17 protein-coding genes are annotated in these 21,118 nt (G+C 50.0%); 15 read left to right on the forward strand and 2 right to left on the reverse strand.

Going from position 1 to position 21,118, the window contains the following annotated elements:
• Window positions 1-7: 7 nt before the first annotated feature.
• The 9 genes from ileS (at window position 8) to IC617_RS05575 (ending at window position 11,677) form a co-directional block, all read left to right on the forward strand.
• Window positions 8-2,842, forward strand: coding sequence for an isoleucine--tRNA ligase (ileS, locus tag IC617_RS05535; protein ID WP_191143980.1), 2,835 nt, complete (start codon window positions 8-10; stop codon window positions 2,840-2,842).
• Window positions 2,835-3,374, forward strand: coding sequence for a signal peptidase II (gene lspA / locus IC617_RS05540; protein ID WP_224745815.1), 540 nt, complete (start codon window positions 2,835-2,837; stop codon window positions 3,372-3,374). Before ileS ends, lspA begins: the two co-directional genes overlap by 8 nt.
• A 1-nt stretch (window position 3,375) precedes the next feature.
• Complete coding sequence (gene fkpB / locus IC617_RS05545) at window positions 3,376-3,819, forward strand: FKBP-type peptidyl-prolyl cis-trans isomerase (protein WP_191143981.1); 444 nt, start codon at window positions 3,376-3,378, stop codon at window positions 3,817-3,819.
• The gene (gene ispH / locus IC617_RS05550) at window positions 3,819-4,748 is read left to right on the forward strand and encodes a 4-hydroxy-3-methylbut-2-enyl diphosphate reductase (protein WP_191143982.1); all 930 of its coding nucleotides are present in this window, start codon (window positions 3,819-3,821) and stop codon (window positions 4,746-4,748) included. Before fkpB ends, ispH begins: the two co-directional genes overlap by 1 nt.
• Before the next feature lie 92 nt (window positions 4,749-4,840).
• The gene (gene pilV, locus IC617_RS05555) at window positions 4,841-5,530 is read left to right on the forward strand and encodes a type IV pilus modification protein PilV (RefSeq protein ID WP_191143983.1); all 690 of its coding nucleotides are present in this window, start codon (window positions 4,841-4,843) and stop codon (window positions 5,528-5,530) included.
• Entirely contained in the window at window positions 5,527-6,462 is a 936-nt protein-coding gene (locus tag IC617_RS05560; protein ID WP_191143984.1) for a PilW family protein, read from the forward strand. Before pilV ends, IC617_RS05560 begins: the two co-directional genes overlap by 4 nt.
• Entirely contained in the window at window positions 6,459-7,028 is a 570-nt protein-coding gene (locus tag IC617_RS05565; RefSeq protein ID WP_191143985.1) for a PilX N-terminal domain-containing pilus assembly protein, read from the forward strand. Before IC617_RS05560 ends, IC617_RS05565 begins: the two co-directional genes overlap by 4 nt.
• Before the next feature lie 31 nt (window positions 7,029-7,059).
• Window positions 7,060-11,187: a VWA domain-containing protein gene (locus tag IC617_RS05570; RefSeq protein ID WP_191143986.1), complete on the forward strand. Its 4,128-nt coding sequence runs from the start codon at window positions 7,060-7,062 to the stop codon at window positions 11,185-11,187.
• 25 nt (window positions 11,188-11,212) lie between these two features.
• Window positions 11,213-11,677 (forward strand): type IV pilin protein, encoded by a 465-nt coding sequence (locus IC617_RS05575; RefSeq protein WP_224745816.1) that lies wholly within the window; start codon window positions 11,213-11,215, stop codon window positions 11,675-11,677.
• On the opposite strand, the gene IC617_RS05580 is transcribed toward IC617_RS05575, so the two are convergent.
• Window positions 11,674-12,228, reverse strand: a complete 555-nt coding sequence (locus IC617_RS05580) for a GspH/FimT family pseudopilin (RefSeq protein ID WP_191144008.1) — start codon at window positions 12,226-12,228, stop codon at window positions 11,674-11,676. The two genes, IC617_RS05575 and IC617_RS05580, sit on opposite strands and share 4 nt — an antisense overlap.
• A 208-nt stretch (window positions 12,229-12,436) precedes the next feature.
• On the opposite strand from IC617_RS05580, the gene IC617_RS05585 reads away from it, so the two are divergent.
• Window positions 12,437-14,050: an NAD+ synthase gene (locus IC617_RS05585; protein WP_369410367.1), complete on the forward strand. Its 1,614-nt coding sequence runs from the start codon at window positions 12,437-12,439 to the stop codon at window positions 14,048-14,050.
• Between the two features lie 11 nt (window positions 14,051-14,061).
• Window positions 14,062-14,400: a P-II family nitrogen regulator gene (locus IC617_RS05590; protein WP_191143988.1), complete on the forward strand. Its 339-nt coding sequence runs from the start codon at window positions 14,062-14,064 to the stop codon at window positions 14,398-14,400.
• Between the two features lie 73 nt (window positions 14,401-14,473).
• Here IC617_RS05590 and IC617_RS05595 read toward each other — a convergent pair whose 3' ends face one another.
• On the reverse strand, window positions 14,474-15,232 hold the full coding sequence (locus IC617_RS05595; protein ID WP_191143989.1) for an outer membrane protein assembly factor BamD: 759 nt from the start codon (window positions 15,230-15,232) through the stop codon (window positions 14,474-14,476).
• A 124-nt stretch (window positions 15,233-15,356) separates the two neighbouring features.
• Between IC617_RS05595 and rluD the strand changes: the two genes are divergently transcribed.
• The 4 genes from rluD (at window position 15,357) to pssA (ending at window position 20,703) form a co-directional block, all read left to right on the forward strand.
• Window positions 15,357-16,328, forward strand: a complete 972-nt coding sequence (rluD, locus tag IC617_RS05600; RefSeq protein WP_191143990.1) for a 23S rRNA pseudouridine(1911/1915/1917) synthase RluD — start codon at window positions 15,357-15,359, stop codon at window positions 16,326-16,328.
• Entirely contained in the window at window positions 16,300-17,091 is a 792-nt protein-coding gene (gene pgeF, locus IC617_RS05605; protein ID WP_191143991.1) for a peptidoglycan editing factor PgeF, read from the forward strand. The genes rluD and pgeF overlap by 29 nt, the downstream gene beginning before the upstream one ends.
• 66 nt (window positions 17,092-17,157) lie before the next feature.
• On the forward strand, window positions 17,158-19,728 hold the full coding sequence (clpB, locus tag IC617_RS05610; RefSeq protein ID WP_191143992.1) for an ATP-dependent chaperone ClpB: 2,571 nt from the start codon (window positions 17,158-17,160) through the stop codon (window positions 19,726-19,728).
• 123 nt (window positions 19,729-19,851) lie between these two features.
• Window positions 19,852-20,703: a CDP-diacylglycerol--serine O-phosphatidyltransferase gene (pssA, locus tag IC617_RS05615; protein WP_191143993.1), complete on the forward strand. Its 852-nt coding sequence runs from the start codon at window positions 19,852-19,854 to the stop codon at window positions 20,701-20,703.
• Window positions 20,704-21,118 lie beyond the last annotated feature (415 nt).

The following is a 21,118-nucleotide window of genomic DNA, read 5'->3' on the forward strand; positions in this document are numbered from 1 at the left end:
GCCATTCATGAGCCAATATAAAGACACTCTTAACCTGCCCGAAACTGAATTTCCAATGCGCGGCAATCTGGCCCAGCGCGAACCAGCCATGCTCAAAGACTGGTTAGCTGACGATTTATACGGTGAAATCCGCAAAGCTCGTCAAGGCCGACCATCGTTCATTCTTCATGATGGCCCTCCATACGCCAACGGCAACATTCACCTGGGTCATGCGGTCAATAAGATCCTCAAGGATGTGATTATCAAGTCGAAAACCCTCAGCGGTTTTGATGCCCCGTATGTGCCGGGTTGGGACTGTCACGGCTTACCGATTGAGCTACAAGTTGAAAAGAAATTTGGCAAGCCGGGCAAGAAGCTAACGGCCGCTGAATTTCGGGTGAAGTGTCGTGAATATGCTGCCAAGCAAGTGGATGGTCAGCGCGAAGACTTTAAACGCCTTGGTGTGCTCGGTGAGTGGGACAAGCCATACCTCACCATGAACTACGACTTTGAAGCCAACCAGATCCGTGCGCTTGGCAAGATTGTTGAAAACGGTCACCTGCACAAAGGCTTTAAGCCTGTGCACTGGTGTACTGACTGTGGTTCAGCACTGGCCGAAGCAGAAGTGGAATACCAAGATAAGACATCACCAGCGATTGATGTTGCCTTTGAAGTGGTTGACGCGGACGCGTTACTGGCTAAATGCGAGCACCCAGCTGAGCATGTTGGTGAAGGGCCCGTGTCCGTAGTGATTTGGACGACCACGCCTTGGACCTTGCCGGCGAACCGCGCGGTAGCCGTTCACCCAGAACTAGATTATGTCATTGTTCAGTGTGCCACCGAGCAAGGCCCTCGTCGTTTGGTGTTAGCCAAAGACTTGATGCTTGACGCTGTCGATCGTTACGGCGTGACGGACTATCACGTGATCGCCAATTGCCGTGGTGTCGATTTAGAACACGCTGCGCTCAAACACCCACTATATGACCTACAAGTGCCGGTTATTCTAGGCATGCACGTGACCACTGATTCAGGTACCGGCTGTGTTCATACGGCTCCGGGCCACGGTCAAGATGACTTTATCGTGGGCCAGCAGTACGGCCTTGAAGTGGCCAACCCAGTGATGGATCACGGTGTATTCAAAGAAGACACGCCGCTAGTTGGTGGCCAGCATGTGAAAAATGCCAACGGCATCATCATCGAAGCGATGAAGGAAAATCACACGCTGCTGTGTCACGTTAATTATCAACATAGCTATCCGCATTGCTGGCGCCACAAGACGCCGATTATTTTCCGCGCCACGCCGCAATGGTTTGTCAGCATGGAACAGGCTGGCTTGCGAGATGCGGCATTAGCAGAAATTAAGAAAACCGAGTGGTTGCCAGAATGGGGCGAAACTCGTATTCAAAGCATGATCGATGGTCGTCCAGACTGGTGTATTTCGCGCCAGCGTACGTGGGGCGTGCCGATTGCACTGATTGTCGATAAAGAAACCGGCGAGCCGCATCCACAGGCACTGGAGTTGCTGGAGCAAGTTGCCCAGCGTGTCGAGCAACAAGGTATTCAGGCTTGGTTTGACTTAGAGCTTAAAGAGCTGTTGTCAGACGATGAATGTAAGCAATACACCAAGGTACAAGATACCTTGGATGTTTGGTTTGATTCTGGCGTCACTCACTCTTGTGTGGTAGATGCCCGTGACGAAACCTTCGGCGGCAATCCGATTGATTTGTATCTGGAAGGCTCTGATCAGCATCGTGGTTGGTTCCAGTCATCATTGCTGACCTCTATTGCCATTAAAGGTCATGCCCCATACAAAGCGGCTCTCACTCACGGTTTCACCGTGGATAAAGATGGCCGTAAGATGTCTAAATCATTGGGCAACGTGATTGCACCACAGCAAGTGATTGGCAAGTTAGGCGCTGATATTTTGCGTCTGTGGGTTGCATCAACTGACTACACCCAAGAAATGACGGTTTCTGATGAAATCTTCAAACGCAGCGCTGATGCGTATCGCCGTATTCGTAACACGGCTCGCTTCTTGTTAGCCAACCTCAACGGCTTTAATCCTGAAACCGATGCGGTGCCATTCAACGAAATGGTGGCGCTCGATCAGTGGGCCGTTGCTCGTGCGCTGCAAACTCAGAACACCATCGTCGATGCCTATGACCACTACAACCTACATCAGGTGAATCAGGCGCTGATGTTGTTCTGCTCGATTGATATGGGCAGTTTCTACCTCGATATCATTAAAGATCGCCAATACACCGCCAAAGATACTGGTTTGGCCCGCCGTTCTTGTCAGACCGCCTTGTATCACATCGCTGAAGCGCTAGTCCGTTGGATGGCGCCAGTCATGAGCTTTACTGCCCAAGAGATCTGGCAGGCATTGCCGGGCGAGCGCAGCAAGTATGTCTTTACTGGCGAGTGGTATCAGGGCTTAGCGGCGCTGCCAGCAGATGCGCCGTTATCGGCTGACGACTGGCAGCAAGTACTCGCCGTGCGTACGGAAGTGAACAAGCTACTGGAAGCTGCCCGTCGCGATAAGCAAATCGGTGGTACCTTGGAAGCCAAGGTTGCTCTCTACGCTGATGGCAAAGTCGCAGAGGTACTGGCCAAGCTGGGCGATGAACTTCGCTTTGTCATGCTGACTTCAGAAGCCAGCCTGATGCCGTTGGCCGATGCGGCCGACGCCGTTGCCACTGAAATCGCAGAGCTAAAAGTACTAGTGGCCAAAGCTGCCGGGCAGAAATGTGAGCGTTGCTGGCACCACCGTGAAGATGTCGGTAGCCACGCCGGTCACGAGACCTTGTGTGGTCGCTGTGTCACCAACGTTGATGGTGCAGGTGAGGTTCGCAGTTATGCCTAGTGGGAACGTGCTTAAGGTGTTCAACAGCAATGAAACGTCTGGTTTGAAGTGGATTTGGGTTGCGGTACTGACCTTTGTGCTCGATCAGGCTACTAAGCTGTGGGTGATTGGTGCTTTTGAGTTGTATGAGCGGGTCGCGGTGACATCGTTCTTCAACCTGACGTATGTGCGTAACTATGGCGCGGCATTTAGCTTTTTAAGCGATGCAGGTGGTTGGCAGCGCTGGTTTTTCACCATTGTCGCGTTTTCGGTTAGTGTCATGCTGTTGTATTGGCTGCGTAAAAATGATGCCAGCCAGCGGCTGCAAAATATTGCCTTTGCCTTGGTCTTAGGTGGCGCTTTAGGCAATGTGATTGATCGTTTGTATCATGGCTTTGTCATCGACTTTCTCGATTTTTACCTTGGTAATTATCATTGGCCAGCATTTAATGTTGCCGATTCGGCGATCTGTGTTGGCGCCGCCTTGTTGATTTGGGATGCCTTTACCAATAAGCCAGAGCAAAGCGGCAATACCGCAAAAGCAGGAAAGTAATATGACCCAGCAGATTGTCCAAGGTACCGAAGTGACCATGCATTTTGCCATCAAGCTGACTGATGGCTCGGTTGCTGATAGCACCAAGGTGAACAACAAACCGGCTCGTTTTGTGGTCGGCGACGGTAATTTGACCGACAGTTTCGAACAATGCTTGCTGGGGTTGAAAGCCGGCGATGAGAAAAAATTTGAGCTGCCGCCAGAGCAAGCCTTCGGCCTGCCAAACCCGGACAATATTCATCATTTGGATCGGATGAAATTTGGCGCCGAGGTCACCGCTGAAGTGGGCGCTATTGTTGCGTTTAGCCAGCCAGATGGCACCGAAATCCCAGGTATTGTTCGCGCTGTCGAGGGCGATTCGGTAACCGTCGACTTTAACCATCCTCTTGCGGGCCACACAGTGATCTTTGAAGTTGAAATTCTAACGGTTGGAGAGTCTCAGTAATGGACATTCTACTGGCAAATCCTCGCGGTTTTTGCGCTGGTGTCGATCGTGCGATTAGCATCGTTGAACGCGCGCTGGAGTTGTTTGAACCACCGATTTATGTGCGCCATGAAGTGGTTCACAACCGCTATGTGGTCGATGGCTTACGTGATCGAGGCGCCATTTTTGTTGATGAGTTGGATGAAGTGCCCGATGACTGCATCGTTATTTTTTCTGCGCACGGCGTCTCAAAAGCGGTTCGTGACAATGCCAAATCGCGTGGTTTGAAAGTCTTTGATGCGACATGTCCGTTGGTCACCAAAGTCCATATGGAAGTGACTCGGGCGAGTCGTAAGGGCACCGAGTGTGTGCTGATTGGCCATGCTGGGCACCCTGAAGTCGAAGGCACTATGGGCCAATATGACTCTGATTCTGGTGGGATTTACTTGGTCGAATCTCCGGCGGATGTCAAAACATTGCCAGTAAAAGATCGCGAAAATCTGTGCTACGTTACCCAGACGACTTTGTCTGTGGATGATACGGCAGACGTCATTGATGCGTTGCGCGAGGAGTTTCCAAAAATCGTTGGGCCGCGCAAAGATGACATTTGTTATGCCACCCAGAATCGTCAGGATGCAGTGCGTGAATTAGCCGCTAAATCCGATGTGATGCTGGTGGTTGGAGCGAAAAATAGCTCGAACTCGAATCGCTTGCGGGAGTTGGCTGAAAAGATTGGCACGCAGGCTTATTTGATTGATACCGCCGATGATATCGACGCCAGTTGGTTGCAAAATTGCCAAGTGGTTAGTGTTACCGCGGGAGCATCAGCGCCTGAGATCTTGGTGCAGCAAGTCGTTGATAAATTAACTCAGTGCGGTGGCACGCAAGTTCAGGAACACCCAGGGCGAGAAGAGAACATCGTGTTCGCAGTTCCCGCCGAGTTGCAGTAGTAACAAGCACTCTCCGTTCCGATACCGCAGCCACCGTTTAGGTGGCTGTTTTGTTTTATGTAGCGATACACACAAAGCGAAGGAATGCACGTTTGACGACCACAAAGGCATTTGGCTCAGCGGGTTTTTCTCTGCTTGAGGTGCTCATTGCCATGTTCATTCTGGTTGTCGGGCTGCTGGGTTTGGCAGGCTTGCAATTGCATGTCACGCAAGGCAATCAGGATAGTTATATTCGTTCACAAGCCATGGTGGTTGCGCAAAGCCTCGCCGACCGCCTCAGACTCAATAGTCAATATTTGAACCGCACCATCAATACTTCTCCGGCCCTCAATGCGGCCATCGATAATCGCTACAGCACAGCGTCAACCTACAACTTTGCCAGTTTAGGTGCCTGTTCTTCCGGCCAACCTTGGGATTGTTATTGCCAAGCAATTCCCAGTGGCATTCCCAATTGTCGGGATGATGGAGGTACCAACGCGGCTCAGTGCAGTGCCGAGCAGCTAGCCTTGTTCGACGGTTGGCAAAGCAGTTGTGACGGTGTTGCTCTGCACCCCGATTTTTGGTTGCAGGTGAATTGTCAGGATGCCAATACTAGCGATGCCGATAGTTGTACCGCGCACTCAGCCCATACCATTATCGCAAGTTGGCCAGCGCCACCGTCAATTGAGTTGGCGCGCTCAAGCTGTCCAACTGATATCTCGCTTGGATTGGCAGCCAGTGGTTCGGCAAATGTGGCGCGTTATTGTGTGATGTTGACGGTTAGTCTAGGGAGTTCACGATGACAGCGGCTTGCTCGTCTGTATTGGCGAAGAAGACCGGCTTGCACCCCAATGCTCAAGCTGGTTTGTCAATGGTCGAGTTGATTATTGCCATGTTACTCGGGTTGATGTTGCTGATGGGGGCGATGAGTGTTCTGAGTAACAATAATGCCAATTTGCAGCTCAATGAAGGCCTGGCCTCGGTTCAGGAAAATGGTCGTTTTGCCCTTACTCGGCTGACTCAAACCATTCGCCTCGCCGGCAGTTATAACCCGCAAGATCCGGCACTTAATTTGACCGGCGTAGATCCAACCACTGAGCAGGCTGATTTAGCTGAAAATGCGGTGGTATTTCCCGGAGTATATGCCAGTGGCTTAGCGGTCGGCAGTGTCAACGGGGCATCCGGTGCCAGCGACACACTGGTCGTTGGTCTTCAGGCTGAAGCAGATTGCCGCTTAAATACTCATGGGTATGGCACCACAGTGGTCGCCGGCGGCTCTGTTGCCCAGCAATTCCATGTCATCAATGAATATTATTTAGAAGACGATAGCTTAAAGTGCCGAGGTTACGAAGGGCGGGTTTTGAGAGGCGAAAAAGCGTCGTCAGCGAACACAAGCGCAGTGACGCTGGTTGAAAACGTTGAGGACTTTCAGGTGCTTTATGGGGTCGCAGAAGCCGATGGAAACAATGTCTTCAGTGGCCAGCCAAGTTCCTATATGACAGCCGACAGGGCTGCTACGGCAGTGACTAATGGCGGCCGAGTCGTTGCCGTTCAATTTGCACTGCTGATATACAGTGATGAGCCAATAAGTAGCACTTCGGGCTCTCGTTCAGTCAAATTGCTCGACAAAACCGCGTTTACGCCGACAGAGCGGCGAATCTATCGTCAATTCCAGCAAACCGTGATGTTACGTAACCCATGGAATTCTGCCGTTTTTGAGGGCACTTCATCATGAGCAGTCGTTTGACTTATCTCGGTCGTCGTCAATCAGGCGCGGCATTGGCGGTTGCTTTAGTGCTGCTTGTGGTACTGACATTAACCGGAGTAATGGCACTCAATAGAACGTCGATTCAACAAAAAATGGCGACTCAATTTGATACCACAGGCATGGCATTTGATGCCGCCGAGGTCGCAATTGATGGCGTCGTGTTTGAACAAGAAGATGTCACTTTGGACGCCAACCAGCGGGTATTAACCATTGCCCAAGCCAATCCAGCTTTTGATCCACAAGTTGATGTCATGTCTTGTTATGACGGCAACTGGACTGAGCGCACGGTGACTTCCTCTGGCTTGAATAAAGGCCAGGTACATAGCGGCTCAGCGGCACTGCATGACGATCCAGAAGTTAAATCTTGGTCCAAAGCTGCTTATGTTGGTGAAGGTTTGAGAGTGCCTAGCGGTTGGGGCTTTTCTCAGGGCTTTCACTACTTTCAGGTTCGGGGGTGTGGTCATGTCGGTTCAGAGCGATTGACCACAGCGAATACGCAACAGGTTTATATGTTGGGGCCAAAGGCTGAATAATCGGAGGGCTGACATGATTGCAGGTCACACTATGAAATTGTGGAAGCATAAATTAACAGTGACTTCGTTAGCTGCCTGCTTTGGGCTGGCAGCGGGCACAGCGGCGGCGGATGATATCGAAATTTATGCCGGTGCTGGCTCTACCATCACCACCTATCTGCCAAATGTCATGTTTGTTATTGATACCTCGGGCAGTATGGACAACAAAGACGGTACCAGTACGACCCGCCTCTACAAAGTTCAGGAAGCCTTGAAAGAGGTATTGTCTGCCTCGACAGATGTTAACGTCGGCCTGATGCGATTCTCCAATCCCGGCGGTCCAGTATTATTCCCGATTGCCAATATTGACTCGCCGGTGTCGCCCGATGAGCGCATTTCAATCCGTCTTGATGACAATGATGGTAGTGAAGACAGCGGCGGTTTCGTCGACTTAGATAGCTCTGCCATTAGTTTGGGAGATGGCGCGACTCATGGTTTTCGTTTTGAAGATGTGCGTATTCCGCAAGGGGCAAGTATTACCTCGGCTCAATTGGTGTTCGCTGCTTACGAAGATAGTGCCTCGGAGGTGACTTTTAATATCAGTGCTGAGTTAGCTGCTGATTCCGCCGAATTTGAGGAGCAAGTCGACAATTTTTCCAATCGCACCAAAACCACCGCTGAACTAGATGTCACCGAAGTCGCCAGCTGGCAGGCAAACCAGTTTACCTCTAATTTGGATGTCAGCTCGATGGTGCAAGAAGTCGTTGACCAAGATGGTTGGTGTGGTGGTCAAGCGCTGAGCATGTTTGTGCGAGCGACCAGCGGTTCCGGATTAGGTGTCCGCAGAGTTCATAGTCATGAGAGTAATCCAGCACTCACCGCTAGTTTGCGAATTAGTTATGACTATAACTCGGCGAGTGGTTGCATGGCGGGTAGCCATGCTAATCAAATTTATTCGCAAGCCGATAACGTTGAAGAAACCAAATACGGCTACAACAGCACTGGGAGTGTTCTAAACATGGACACTGATACCAATTCTGCGATTGGTTTGCGGTTTGACAATGTTGAGATCCCGCAAGGTGCAACCATTGAGCAGGCTTATCTAACCTTTACTCCGTATGCCAATCGCGACGGTAGCTCTAGCCTGACCATTCATGTTGAGGATGCCGATAATGCCAGCCCATATACCAGTGACAGGTATACGGTAACCAGCCGTGATTACGGAGCCAGTCAGTATTGGCCAATTGGCAGTAATACATGGCGTAGCAATCAGGCGATGCAATCAGCGGATATCTCTTCGTTAGTGTCGTCCGTTGTAAGCCGCGGTGGGTGGCAAAGTGGTAATGCGCTGGCGTTCAAAGTGGTGCCATCGAATAAAGAGGTCAAAGCCTACACCTATCACGGGAATGCGAGTAAATCGGTTCGACTGTATGTGAAATACCGCGGTAGCGCGCAAGCATCCTCATTTACTGTTCGTCAACACATGCAAACCTTGGTTGACGGCTTAACTCATGATGGCTGGACGCCGGTGGCGGAAACCTTATATGAAGCCTATCGCTATTATAATGGTGGTAATGTGCTTTATGGTTTGACTCGCGGGGTGGATAGCGGCACCAAACCGTTGACTCGGGTAAGCCATGAAGACTCTTATTTTGGTGCGCCATCGGTATTGCCAAGCGGCTGTTATGAATCAAATCTCAGTGACTCAGATTGTGCGGGTGAATATATCCCAACGACGCCCACCGCTACTTATATCTCGCCAATTGAGCATGTCTGTCAGCAGAATCATATCGTGTTGTTGACCGATGGCCGAGCTAATCAGACACGTAGCACAGTGCGCAGTTACATTAATGGTTTAACTGGAAGAACTTGCTCGGCAAGCACGAGTGGTAATTTGAATGACGAAAACTGTGGCGTTCATTTGGCTCAATACAATGCTTCTTCTGATAAGCCTGGTAACTCAAATGATGCGCGGATCTTTACCCATACCATTTCATTTGTTCCTGACGGTACTGGCACCCCAGACTGGCTGACTTATTTACAAGATATGGCAACAGTGGGCGGTGGCGACTTTTATCCGACCAGTGATGTGTCGTCTATTGCCGATGCGTTTCAGCGCATTATCTCCGATGCGAAGAAGCGTAATACTACGTTTGTGGCACCATCGGTAGCAATTTCTGACGTCAATAAATTGCTCCATGATAGCCATGTTTATTACGCCGTATTCAGCCCTAAAGATACTCAAAATTGGCCAGGAAACTTAAAGAAATACAAGATTGCAAATGGCTTAGTGTTGAGTAAAAGCGGATCATCCGCGGTTGACTCTGCCACTGGTTTCTTCGAAACCGCGGCCCAGGATTTCTGGTCGAGTGCGACGACGGGTAACGATGAAGTCACGGTGGGGGGAGCTCGCGAATCCAATGAAAATCTTGTCAATCGCAAGGTGTTCAGTGATATCGATGGTTTTTCCCAGATTTCCTCCGAAACAGATTTAATCACCGAAGATATCTTGGGGATCACCGCCAGATCGGATGCCGAAAGCAGGCGATTAACCCTCATTAATTGGCTAAAGGGGCTCGATGATAACGGCGACCCCGACTATCAAATCGGCGATCCGCTGCACTCTGAACCGGTGGTGTTGCGTCGTAATAGCGGTAATGACGAAATTTTCTTTGGTACCAATCAGGGATACATACACGCCATCGATACCGAAACTGGCAATGAACTATGGTCATTTATTCCGCAAGAGTTGCTGAAAAATGCCAATGACTATTACGAAAATTCAGTGTTTGTTACTCGTGTCTATGGCATGGATGGGCCGATGACATTGGTAAATACCGGCGAGAAAAATATTTTGATTGCGGGTATGCGCCGCGGAGGCGAGAGTTATTATGCCTTGGATGTTAGCGGCTCTACCCCAGCTAAAGGCTGGTCTAATATCATCACCAACCAATCGACAGGTGCCTACAGCCGGCTGGGTCAAACTTGGTCAAAAATGATTCCGGCGACGGTTAAGTTTGGTGGTAGCGCTCGCAACGTGTTGTTCTTCGGGGGCGGTTACGATCCTGCCCATGATTCTAAAACGATCCGTCAACCTGATGCAGTGGGTAATGCTATTTACATGGTTGACGCGGCAACCGGTGCATTACTTTGGTATGCCAGCAATAGCAACCTTGATGATGGCTCCAGCTATACCGTGATCGACGATATGGATTATGCCGTTGCTGCTGATGTGTATGTATTGGACCGCGACAGGGATGGTTATTCGGATCATATTTACGCCGTAGATTTAGGCGGTCAGGTTATTCGCCTTGATATTCACAATGGCCTCAGTGGGACCGAGTTTATTTCCGGCGGCGTGGTTGCTGATGTCGGTGGATCAAATCAGGCCAACAACCGCCGGTTTTTCTATCAGCCTGACGTTGCCTATGTTAATGATGCCTTCGGCAAGTATTTTGCCGTCGCTGTGGGCTCTGGTTATCGGGCGCATCCGTTGGATCTCAATACCAGTGATAAGTTTTTTGTGATTCGCGATTATGGCGTGTTCGATAGTTCCAGCTCTGATCTCAGTGGCACGACCAAGATCAGTTATGGTTTTAACAAAGTTGATTTCGACGGTTTGCTCAATGCAACGTCAATCACCGAAGCAGGTGATGTGAGTGAATTGAATGATTCAGACTTTAGTAAGTATGAAAAAGGCTTTTACATTGATTTGGCGGTGACCGGCGAAAAGGCCTTGTCATCACCGGTTATCGTTGATTACAAAGTGGCGTTTTCAACCTACTTGCCCGGTGATCCAACACTTAACCCGAACCAATGTACGCCACCAGAGGGTAACGGCCGCGCCTATGTGATTTCTCTTGGCTATGGGCGACCAGTTGGTGATTTTGACGATGACAATAACACCACAGAGTCGGATCGTTACATGAATCTTACCCATGGCGGCATTCCAAGCTCACCGAAGATCATTTATGCCGAACAAGATTTACCTGTGATTTGTGTCAGTAGTGAATGCACTAACGCTTCGACCATGTACGATAGCGATGGCAACTTAATTACAGATAGTAATGCTCAGGGCAATGCGCCGAACATTCTCAATGCGTTGCTGCCTCCGACTAATCAGGTCTACCGTGATACCAACTGGCAAAGTGGCAAAGAGCGGGTGCCGAATGAAGAATAACCACACACGCAGGAACATTGTAAAGATGAAGCGAACAATAGCGGGCTTTAGCTTAATTGAGGCCCTGGTTGCCGTGGCCATTATTGGCATTTTGATTGCCGTTGGTTATCCCAGTTATCTTGATTACGTCAAACAAGGGCACCGCCAAAAAGCAAAATCAGACTTAATGGCTTTGGCTACCGCACTGGAAACCCACAAAGCGCAGCAATACAGCTATCAAGGTGCGGCCAGTGGTGGCTCAGACACCGGAGCACCAACTGTTTTCACTAGTTGGTCGCCGGCGGACCAGCCTGCTGCCAATAAAGTTTATGATCTGACGATTCATGCGATTACGGATAACGGCCGCGGCTTTGAACTCAGAGCAACGCCAACATCTTCAGGCATGATGAGTGACGACGGTCGTTTGATGTTCAATTCACTCGGGCAAAAGGCGTGGGACAGCAATAACAACGGTGCTTTTGCCACTGATGAATATTGCTGGGAGTGTTAACTTTCGCAGCTCAGCGGCGTACCTTTGGGGTATTCATGAACACCATCGCCGCTGTAATCGCGAGAATTTTTGATTCGGCCCTGTAGATTAATCACCACACTGCGAGCATATTTAGCCTCTTTACTATCAGCACAGACTGAAAAAGTACCAAAATCTGCGGTGTGTCCTTCACTCTGGTAGCTAATGGCTGTGCCATTGTTATAGCTACGACTAATGCTATCGGGGGATGCGTCAATGACCTTCAGGACGGTTTCTCCGTTATCATAGCTGCCATCACCGTCGTTATCTTCAAACACCATCAGTTGCGCATTCCACGAGCTTGCACAGGCCGATAGATCTGCTTTTGCAGGACATAAAGTGACCACTCCGCCGGTATCGATGGCACTCATGCGAGTCATTTGTAGGGCGCTGCTGAGGTAACTGGCTTGCTGCGATGAGCGGCTCGATTTGATGAAATCAATTAAGCTTGGAACCCCCGCCAGCAGCGTAATGCTGACAATGGCGACAACGATGATGAGCTCTAATAAGGTAAAACCGAATGTCCTTTTCATATCATCAACCTAGTACTGCAACGTCTTCGCTCAGCCTATCATTTTTCGAACAATTGCGGCCAGCCACGTCATCACAAACTTGCTTTGTCATTGACTAAGGTGACAAGAATTAGGTCATATTGATCATCATTCGTACCTTTTATCCGCTGCTTACTTTATCATTGCCGTCAATTAGCATGACGCATTGGACAGGAGCGAAGAGGTAATCGTGTTAAACATTGCGATGGGGCAAATCCACTGCTGGGTGGGTGATATTGAGGGCAACGGCCAGAAGGTATTGGCGGCGATGCATGAAGCAGCTGAGAAGGGTGCCGATATCATCCTGTTTCCGGAGTTGACCCTTACCGGTTACCCGCCTGAAGATCTGTTATTGCGTGATGACTTATATCAGCGGATTGACGCGGTGCTGGCAGATATCAAAGCCCAAATGCCAGCCATTGACGCCCTCGTCGGCCTGCCAACTAAAGCTGATAGCCACTGCTATAACAGTCTTGTTTGGCTGAGTAATGGCCAAGAGCGCGCGCGTTATCATAAGCAGCAGCTACCAAACTACGGCGTCTTTGATGAGAAGCGCTATTTTCAGCCGGGTTCAGACACTTGTGTGATCGACGTTAAAGGACGCAAGTTAGGTCTGCTTATCTGCGAAGATGTGTGGCATCAGCAGCCCGCCAAAGCCACTGTAGAGGCCGGTGCTGAGCTACTACTAATCGCCAATGCCTCGCCATATCACACCAAGAAAACACCCATGCGCCATGGCGTTTTGGAGCGTCAGGCCGCGGACTTAAACACGCCAATTGTCTATGTCAACCACAGCTGTGGTCAGGATGAGCTGATATTTGATGGTCAGTCCGTTGCCATTAATGGCGCAGGTAAAGAAATATATCGCGCACCAGCATTTGAAACCGCGCTGGCCTATGTTCATTTTGATGGCAGCGAATTAACCGCAGCCCAAGAGAGTGCGGCAGAATTAGAGCTGTTAGCTGAAGTCTATAAAGGCTTGACGCTGGCTGTTCGCGACTATGTTACCCGCAATGGTTTTGCTGGCGCAGTGCTTGGCCTGTCCGGTGGGATTGACTCGGCGCTGACCTTGGCAATTGCTGCCGATGCGCTTGGCGCCGATCAAGTACAAGCGGTGATGATGCCGTTTCGTTACACCTCCGAGATGAGCATTGCCGATGCCGCTGAGCAGGCCCAATTAATGGGGGTGGAATACGATGCGGTGTCGATTGAGCCGATGTTTGACGCCTTTATGCAGCAGCTGAAGCCAATGTTCAAAGACACTCAGGTCGATACCACCGAAGAGAATCTGCAAGCTAGAAGTCGTGGTGTGGTGTTGATGGCATTGTCGAATAAGCGCCGCCGTATTGTCCTGACAACCGGCAATAAAAGCGAAATGGCCGTTGGCTATGCCACCTTGTATGGCGATATGTGTGGTGGTTTTGCGGTACTCAAGGACGTCCCGAAAACCATGGTATTTGATTTGGCGCGCTATCGTAACACGCTGGGGCGGGTGATCCCTGAGCGGGTGATTACGCGGCCGCCTTCGGCAGAGTTGGCGCCTGATCAAGTGGATTCAGATAGTTTGCCTGATTATGCCGACTTGGATGATATGATTGAACGTTATGTCGAGCAGGATGCTTCGCTGGCAGACATTGTTGCAGCTGGCTACGATGAACAAGTTGTTCGTCGTGTGATTCGCCTCATTGACATCAATGAATATAAAAGGCGACAGTCTGCAGTTGGACCTAGAATTACTCCGCGTGGATTTGCAAAAGACCGTCGAAACCCGATTTGTTCCGGTTTTGGTCGCGCAAACTGGTAAAGGAACTAAAAATGAAAAAAGTTGTAGCCATTATTAAGCCGTTCAAATTGGACGATGTTCGTGAATCACTGTCCGAAATTGGCATTAGCGGACTGACGGTGACTGAAGTAAAAGGATTTGGTCGTCAGAAAGGCCATACCGAAATGTATCGCGGTGCCGAGTATATGGTCGATTTTCTGCCAAAAGTGAAATTAGAGATTGTCATTGCTGACGAAGATGTTGAGCGTTGCCTTGAGACTATCGTCAATGCTGCCCACACTGGCAAAATTGGCGATGGCAAAATCTTTGTTCAGAATGTTGAGCGTGCAGTTCGGATCCGTACCGGTGAGGAAAACAACGACGCGATCTAATTCAAACGGTATTACTGACATAAAAAAACGGAATCAATCGATTCCGTTTTTTGTTGCAGCAGTGCAATCGCTGTTAGTTAACCATGCGGTTTTCTGGGTAGTTGAGCTGCAGCACCCGCAGGGTATCTTGGCGCGCATCTTCCATTCCTAACTGCTTGTAACTGCGAGCCATGATCATCAGTGCTCGTTCAACCGATGGCGTATCTGGCATGTATTCCAAAACGTATTTGCCACGCCCAAGAGCGGCTACATAAGCATCACGCTCGTAATAGTATTCAGCAACCATGACTTCAAACCGAGCGAGGCGGTTTTTCAACGCCACCATTCGCTTCGATGCATCGGGTGCATATTTACTGCCCGGGTAATCACGCAGCAGACGTTCATAGTCTTGAAACGCTTCGCGAATATTGTGTGGATCCCGGTCTGAACGATCGATGCGGAACACTTCTTGGAAGAAGTTGCGATCTTCGTCTTCATTGACCAAACCGCGCATGTAGAGGGCGTAATCAATGTCTTTATGAGTTGGGTTCAAGCGAATAAAGCGGTCAATGGCCGCCAGTGCCGCAGGGTTATCGGCCACTGAGTAGTAAGCACTAATCAAATCAAGCTGAACCTGATCGGCATGGGCACCGAACGGATAGCGCGACAATAAGGCTTCAAAATGAGCAATGGCGCTACGGTAGTTACCGGAGTTCATTCGAGTTTTAGCTTCTTGATAAAGCTCTGCAGCAGGCTTCTCTGCGATTTTTTCTTTTTCCGGTGTTGAAGAGCAGGCACCGAGTACCAAGGCTAGTCCTAAAACACCTAATCCGGTTAGACGGGATAACAGCATGAACACTTCCCAGTAAATTCAATGATGGTTAAGGCTGAGTTTCAGCCCAGTTCCAGTTACAATGCTCGGCATTCTAAACTAATCGACAGCGCGTTGTGAATGCGTTGTTAGACAGATTGAGATTATGGCGCAGGAATTTACCCTTACCGCACAAATTTCCACTGAACAATTTGGCCAGCGACTCGACCAAGCGCTTGCTGAATTATTCCCTGATTATTCCCGAACCCGAATTAAAGCGTGGCTTGATGAAGGGCGGATTGAAGTCAATGGCAAGGTGGCGACAAAAGCTTGCGAAAAAGTCAGCGGTGGCGAAGACATCGTGTTACACGCGCAACTTGAAGATGAAGTCCAACACCAAGCAGAAGCCATTGCGCTGAATATTGTTTACGAAGACGATGATATTTTGGTGGTCAATAAACCTGCCGGTTTAGTGGTTCATCCCGGCGCCGGCAATCAGCAAGGCACGTTATTAAATGCGCTGCTACACCATTGCCCTGACTTGGTCGAAGTACCTCGGGCCGGTATTGTCCATCGGCTCGACAAAGACACCACTGGATTAATGGTGGTCGCCAAAACCATTCCGGCGCAAACTCATTTGGTGGCACGCCTACAAGCACGCGATATTACCCGCGAGTACGAGGCCATTGCGATTGGCTTGATGACGGCTGGCGGTACCATTGAAGAGCCAATTGATCGTCACCCGAGTCGGCGTACCGCGATGGCTGTTCATCCGCTCGGTAAGGAAGCGATTACGCACTACCGAATTGCCGAGAAATTTAATAACCATACGCGATTACGTTTGCGCTTAGAGACTGGCCGAACTCACCAAATTCGAGTGCATATGTCGCATTTACACCATCCCTTGGTGGGTGATGTGCTTTATGGTGGTCGTAATCGTCTGCCTAAAGGCGCCAGCGAAACCATGATTGAAACCTTGCGCGGCTTTAAACGCCAAGCTTTGCACGCCGCTCGGTTGATTCTGGATCATCCAATCAGTGGTGAACAAATGGAATGGAAAGCGCCGATTCCGGATGACATGCAGCACTTAACCGAGGTATTGCGAGCCGATGCCAAGCTCAACCCCAGCGATATCTGAATGCACCATCGAGCAGTGGCAACTGCCGAATCGCGTTGCCGCTATTCAAAGTTATCGCGCTGGCGGCGCTAGCTCGGCGCCCTTTGACTCGCTTAATCTAGGCTTGCATGTAGGGGATGAGCCTGAGCGTGTTCACCACAATCGCAGCATGTTGCTAGCCCAGATGACCGGTTGCAGCACAATTCAATGGCTCAATCAGGTCCACGGCACTCAAGTCTTTCATCTCAACCGAACTCCGCGCTTAACGCCCGATGCAGATGCCGCGGTTAGCCGCATCGCGGGGCAAGCTTGTGCGGTAATGACCGCTGATTGTTTGCCGGTGTTGATTTGCGCCAATGATGGCGCTGAGGTCGCTGCAGTTCACGCTGGCTGGCGCGGTCTCTGCGATGGTGTTATCGAACAAACAATCAATGCCATGACTACGCCTGTCAATCAGCTGCGTGTTTGGCTTGGCCCTTGTATTGGCCCCAGTAAGTTTGAAGTCGGGCCTGAAGTTCGCGATGCGTTTGTCCAGCATGAACAATCAAATCGCCTCGCTTTTCAGCCTTCATCGGCAGACAAATGGCTGGCTGATTTACAAGGTTTAGCCGTCAACCGGCTACTGTCATTGGGGGCCGGAAACATCAGCGCCGATCGCCGCTGCAGCTACCTCAACTCTGATCTTTTCTTTTCCTATCGCCGCGCAAGTCATCAAGGGCCAGCCAAGCTAAATGGTGTGACCGGGCGCATGGCTTCAGCTATTTGGATCAAAGCCAACGCTTGAAACCGAAAACAAACAGCCCCATTTAATCATCAGACTAAATATTGAACGATGAGACTGGAGACTGTTATGCGTCTGGATCGGTTTACGAGTAAATTTCAGGTCGCTCTGTCTGATGCGCAATCAATGGCGCTCGGTAGAGATCATCAATACATCGAAGCGACTCATCTTTTGCTGGCTTTGCTCAATCAGGAGCAAGGGTCGGTGCGACCATTGTTGCAACTCGCTGGCGTCAACGTCTCGGCATTGCGGTCGCAATTGGCCGAACAGTTGGATCGCGTGGCCCGAGTCGAAGGCACGGGTGGTGATGTGCAACTGAGCCACAATTTGATCAACTTGCTCAACATGACTGACAAGTTGGCACAAAAACGCAAAGATAAATTTATTTCCAGCGAGGTTTTTGTGTTAGCGGCGGCTCAAGATAAAGGGTCGTTTGGTGACATGCTGCGCCAGCTTGGCGCAACGCCAGAAGCCATTGAGCAGGCCATTGAAAAAGTTCGCGGCGGCCAGAAAGTGGATGATCCCAATGCTGAAGATCAACGCCAAGCGCTGGAAAAATACACCATTGATCTGACTGAGCGTGCCGAGGCTGGCCGGTTAGATCCGGTGATTGGCCGTGACGATGAAATTCGCCGCACGATTCAAGTGTTGCAACGCCGTACCAAAAACAACCCTGTGCTAATTGGTGAACCTGGAGTGGGTAAGACCGCTATTGTTGAGGGGTTGGCTCAGCGTATTGTCAACGGTGAAGTGCCCGAGGGTTTGAAAAATAAGCGGGTACTGTCATTGGATATGGGCTCGCTATTGGCTGGTGCCAAATACCGCGGCGAGTTTGAAGAGCGCTTAAAGGCGGTACTCAATGAGTTGGCCAAGGAAGAAGGTCAGGTCATTTTGTTTATCGATGAACTTCATACCATGGTCGGTGCCGGTAAAGCCGAAGGCGCCATGGATGCAGGCAATATGCTCAAGCCTGCACTGGCCCGAGGTGAACTCCATTGCGTGGGCGCCACAACCTTGGATGAGTATCGCCAGTACGTCGAAAAAGATGCTGCGCTCGAGCGGCGATTCCAGAAAGTACTGGTCGAAGAGCCTTCGGTTGAAGATACCATTGCGATTTTGCGTGGCTTAAAAGAGCGTTATGAGTTGCATCACGCAGTTGATATTACTGATCCGGCTATTGTGGCCGCGGCTAGCCTATCGTACCGCTACATTTCTGATCGGCAATTGCCGGATAAAGCCATCGATTTAATCGATGAAGCGGCATCTTCGATTCGTTTGCAAATTGATTCCAAACCAGAAGATATGGACAAGCTGGAGCGCCGCATTATCCAGCTCAAGATAGAACAGCAAGCGGTCGCTAAAGAAAGCGATGAAGCCAGCAAGAAGCGCTTGGCGTTGCTCGAACAAGAGCTAGCAAAATTAGATGCCAAGTATCAGGAGCTAGAAGAAGTCTGGCAATCAGAAAAGGCAGCATTGTCTGGCACTCAGCACATTAAGGCGGAATTAGAGCAAGCCCGGCAAGACTTGGAATTTGCCACTCGAGCGAGCGACCTCAATCGGATGTCAGAGCTGCAATACGGCAAGATCCCTGAATTAGAAAGGCAACTCGATCTAGCCGCGCAAGCAGAAATGCATGAAATGACTTTGTTGCGTAACAAAGTCGGCGAAGAAGAAATTGCCGAAGTGCTGTCGCGGGCAACGGGCATTCCGGTGGCGCGGATGCTCGAAGGTGAACGCGATAAACTGCTACGAATGGAAGAGCAGTTGCACAAGCGCGTTATTGGCCAGGGTGAGGCGGTGGACGCCGTTGCTAACGCCATCCGTCGTTCGCGCTCAGGTTTGGCCGATCCGGATCAGCCGATTGGTTCGTTTTTGTTCCTAGGCCCAACTGGGGTGGGTAAAACTGAGCTGTGTAAAGCGCTGGCCTCATTTATGTTTGATACCGAAGATGCCATGGTTCGGATTGATATGTCTGAGTTTATGGAGAAGCATTCGGTGGCACGATTGGTCGGTGCACCTCCGGGCTATGTCGGTTACGAAGAAGGCGGTTATCTCACTGAAGCGGTGCGACGCCGGCCATATTCGGTGGTATTGCTTGATGAGGTAGAAAAGGCTCATCCAGATGTCTTCAATATTTTGTTGCAGGTATTAGATGATGGCCGACTCACTGATGGGCAGGGGAGAACGGTCGATTTTCGCAATACCGTGGTGATCATGACCTCGAACCTTGGCTCCGATCGTATTCAGGAAACAGCCGGTAAGGCCAGTTATGATGAGATGAAAGCGCAGGTTATGGACGTGGTGAGTCATCACTTCCGCCCTGAATTTATCAACCGGGTTGATGAGCTCGTGGTATTCCACCCACTTGAGCAACAACAATTGCGTAAGATCACCGCGATTCAAATTGAGCGTTTACGCCAACGTTTAGCAGAGCGCGAGTTGAATTTGGTTGTGTCTGATGCCGCGCTAGACAAACTGGCTGAGGCTGGCTTTGACCCCGTGTACGGCGCACGACCATTGAAACGAGCGATTCAGCAGCAGTTGGAAAACCCGTTATCGCAAGCGATTTTGCGTGGTCAATATGCGCAAGGGGCAGATATCCAAGTTGACTTTGCCGATCAAGAGCTAACGCTAAGCTAATCACACCATTTAAAAAAGGCCGTTGGATCGAGTAGACCACGGCCTTTGTCAATTTCACCGCCAGAAGCCTTGTGCTACTCTGTGCGACACATTTTATCCTTGTTATCTGGATTGCTGCTTTCAATGACAGAACATCATGACAACGATGCCCATAAACCAAAGGGCATTTATTTACTACCTAATCTGTTGACTACTGGCGGCTTGTTTGCCGGCTTTTACGCGGTCGTAGCCTCCATGAATGGCGATTTCAAATTGGCATCAGTGGCTATTTTCATTGCCATGATTTTTGACGGCCTTGATGGCCGAGTGGCACGGATGACCAATACCCAAAGCGCATTTGGCGCCGAGTATGACAGCATGGCTGATATGTTGTCTTTTGGCGTTGCGCCAGCATTAATCGCCTACAACTGGGGGCTTAATGAGCTTGGTAAAATTGGCTGGCTGGCCGCCTTTATCTTTGTCGCCGGTGCGGCACTGCGACTAGCTCGCTTCAATACCATGGTTGGCAAAGCCGACAAGCGCTACTTCCAAGGGCTAGCGAGTCCAGCTGCCGCGGGCATTATTGCTGGTGGCGTTTGGCTCGGTGCCGAGCATGAGTTGGATGGCCATAGTATTGGCTTCATCGTCGCTCTGATCACCATGGCCGCAGGTGCGTTGATGGTCAGCAACTTCCGCTATCACTCGTTTAAGGATGTCGACTGGAAAGGTCGAGTGTCGTTTCTTGCCATTTTACTGGTGGTCTTGGTTTACGTGATCGTTGCTACTAACCCTGCATTAGTCTTGTTTGCCATCTTTATGGCCTACGCCGTTTCAGGCCCGTTCATTACTGTTCGCGGAGTTCGTAAACTAAAGATGGAGCACGTGGTCGGGGATAGTAAAGATGCTGACTTTTGTGAGAAACAGAAAGCTGCTGCAGAACAAAGTGAAGCTACTACTGAAAATGCAAAAGAAAACGAGCAAAAAGCGAAAGACTGAAGATTGATTCTGAGACTTAGATTCGCCATTTCGGCTATCAAATTAAAAAAAGGGAGCGTCAGCTCCCTTTTTCTACATTTATCCTTCAAAATTTGGGCTGGATTGAGTGTTTTGAGTAATAATTAATCGCTCGGAACAAAAAGTTAAAAAAGCCCTTGACCGAATTCGAAGAGTCCCTATAATGCGCCTCCACTGCTTCGGGGCAACGGCAAACTTCTAAAGTTTCAAACTTTCTCGAAGCACTCAATCAACCAAGCTCTTCAAATAACGATGAGCAGCGATTTGAAAAAAGCTTTCAAAAAGCGGTTGACACTGAGACTCGGAAGCGTAATATACGCCTCCCGCAGCCAAGGGCTGCAGCGCTGAAAAGCGCATCGCTCTTTAACAATTAGCAAGACAATCTGTGTGGGCACTC

Source organism: Neiella litorisoli, assembly GCF_014773395.1.
Taxonomy (GTDB): Bacteria; Pseudomonadota; Gammaproteobacteria; order Enterobacterales; family Neiellaceae; genus Neiella; species Neiella litorisoli.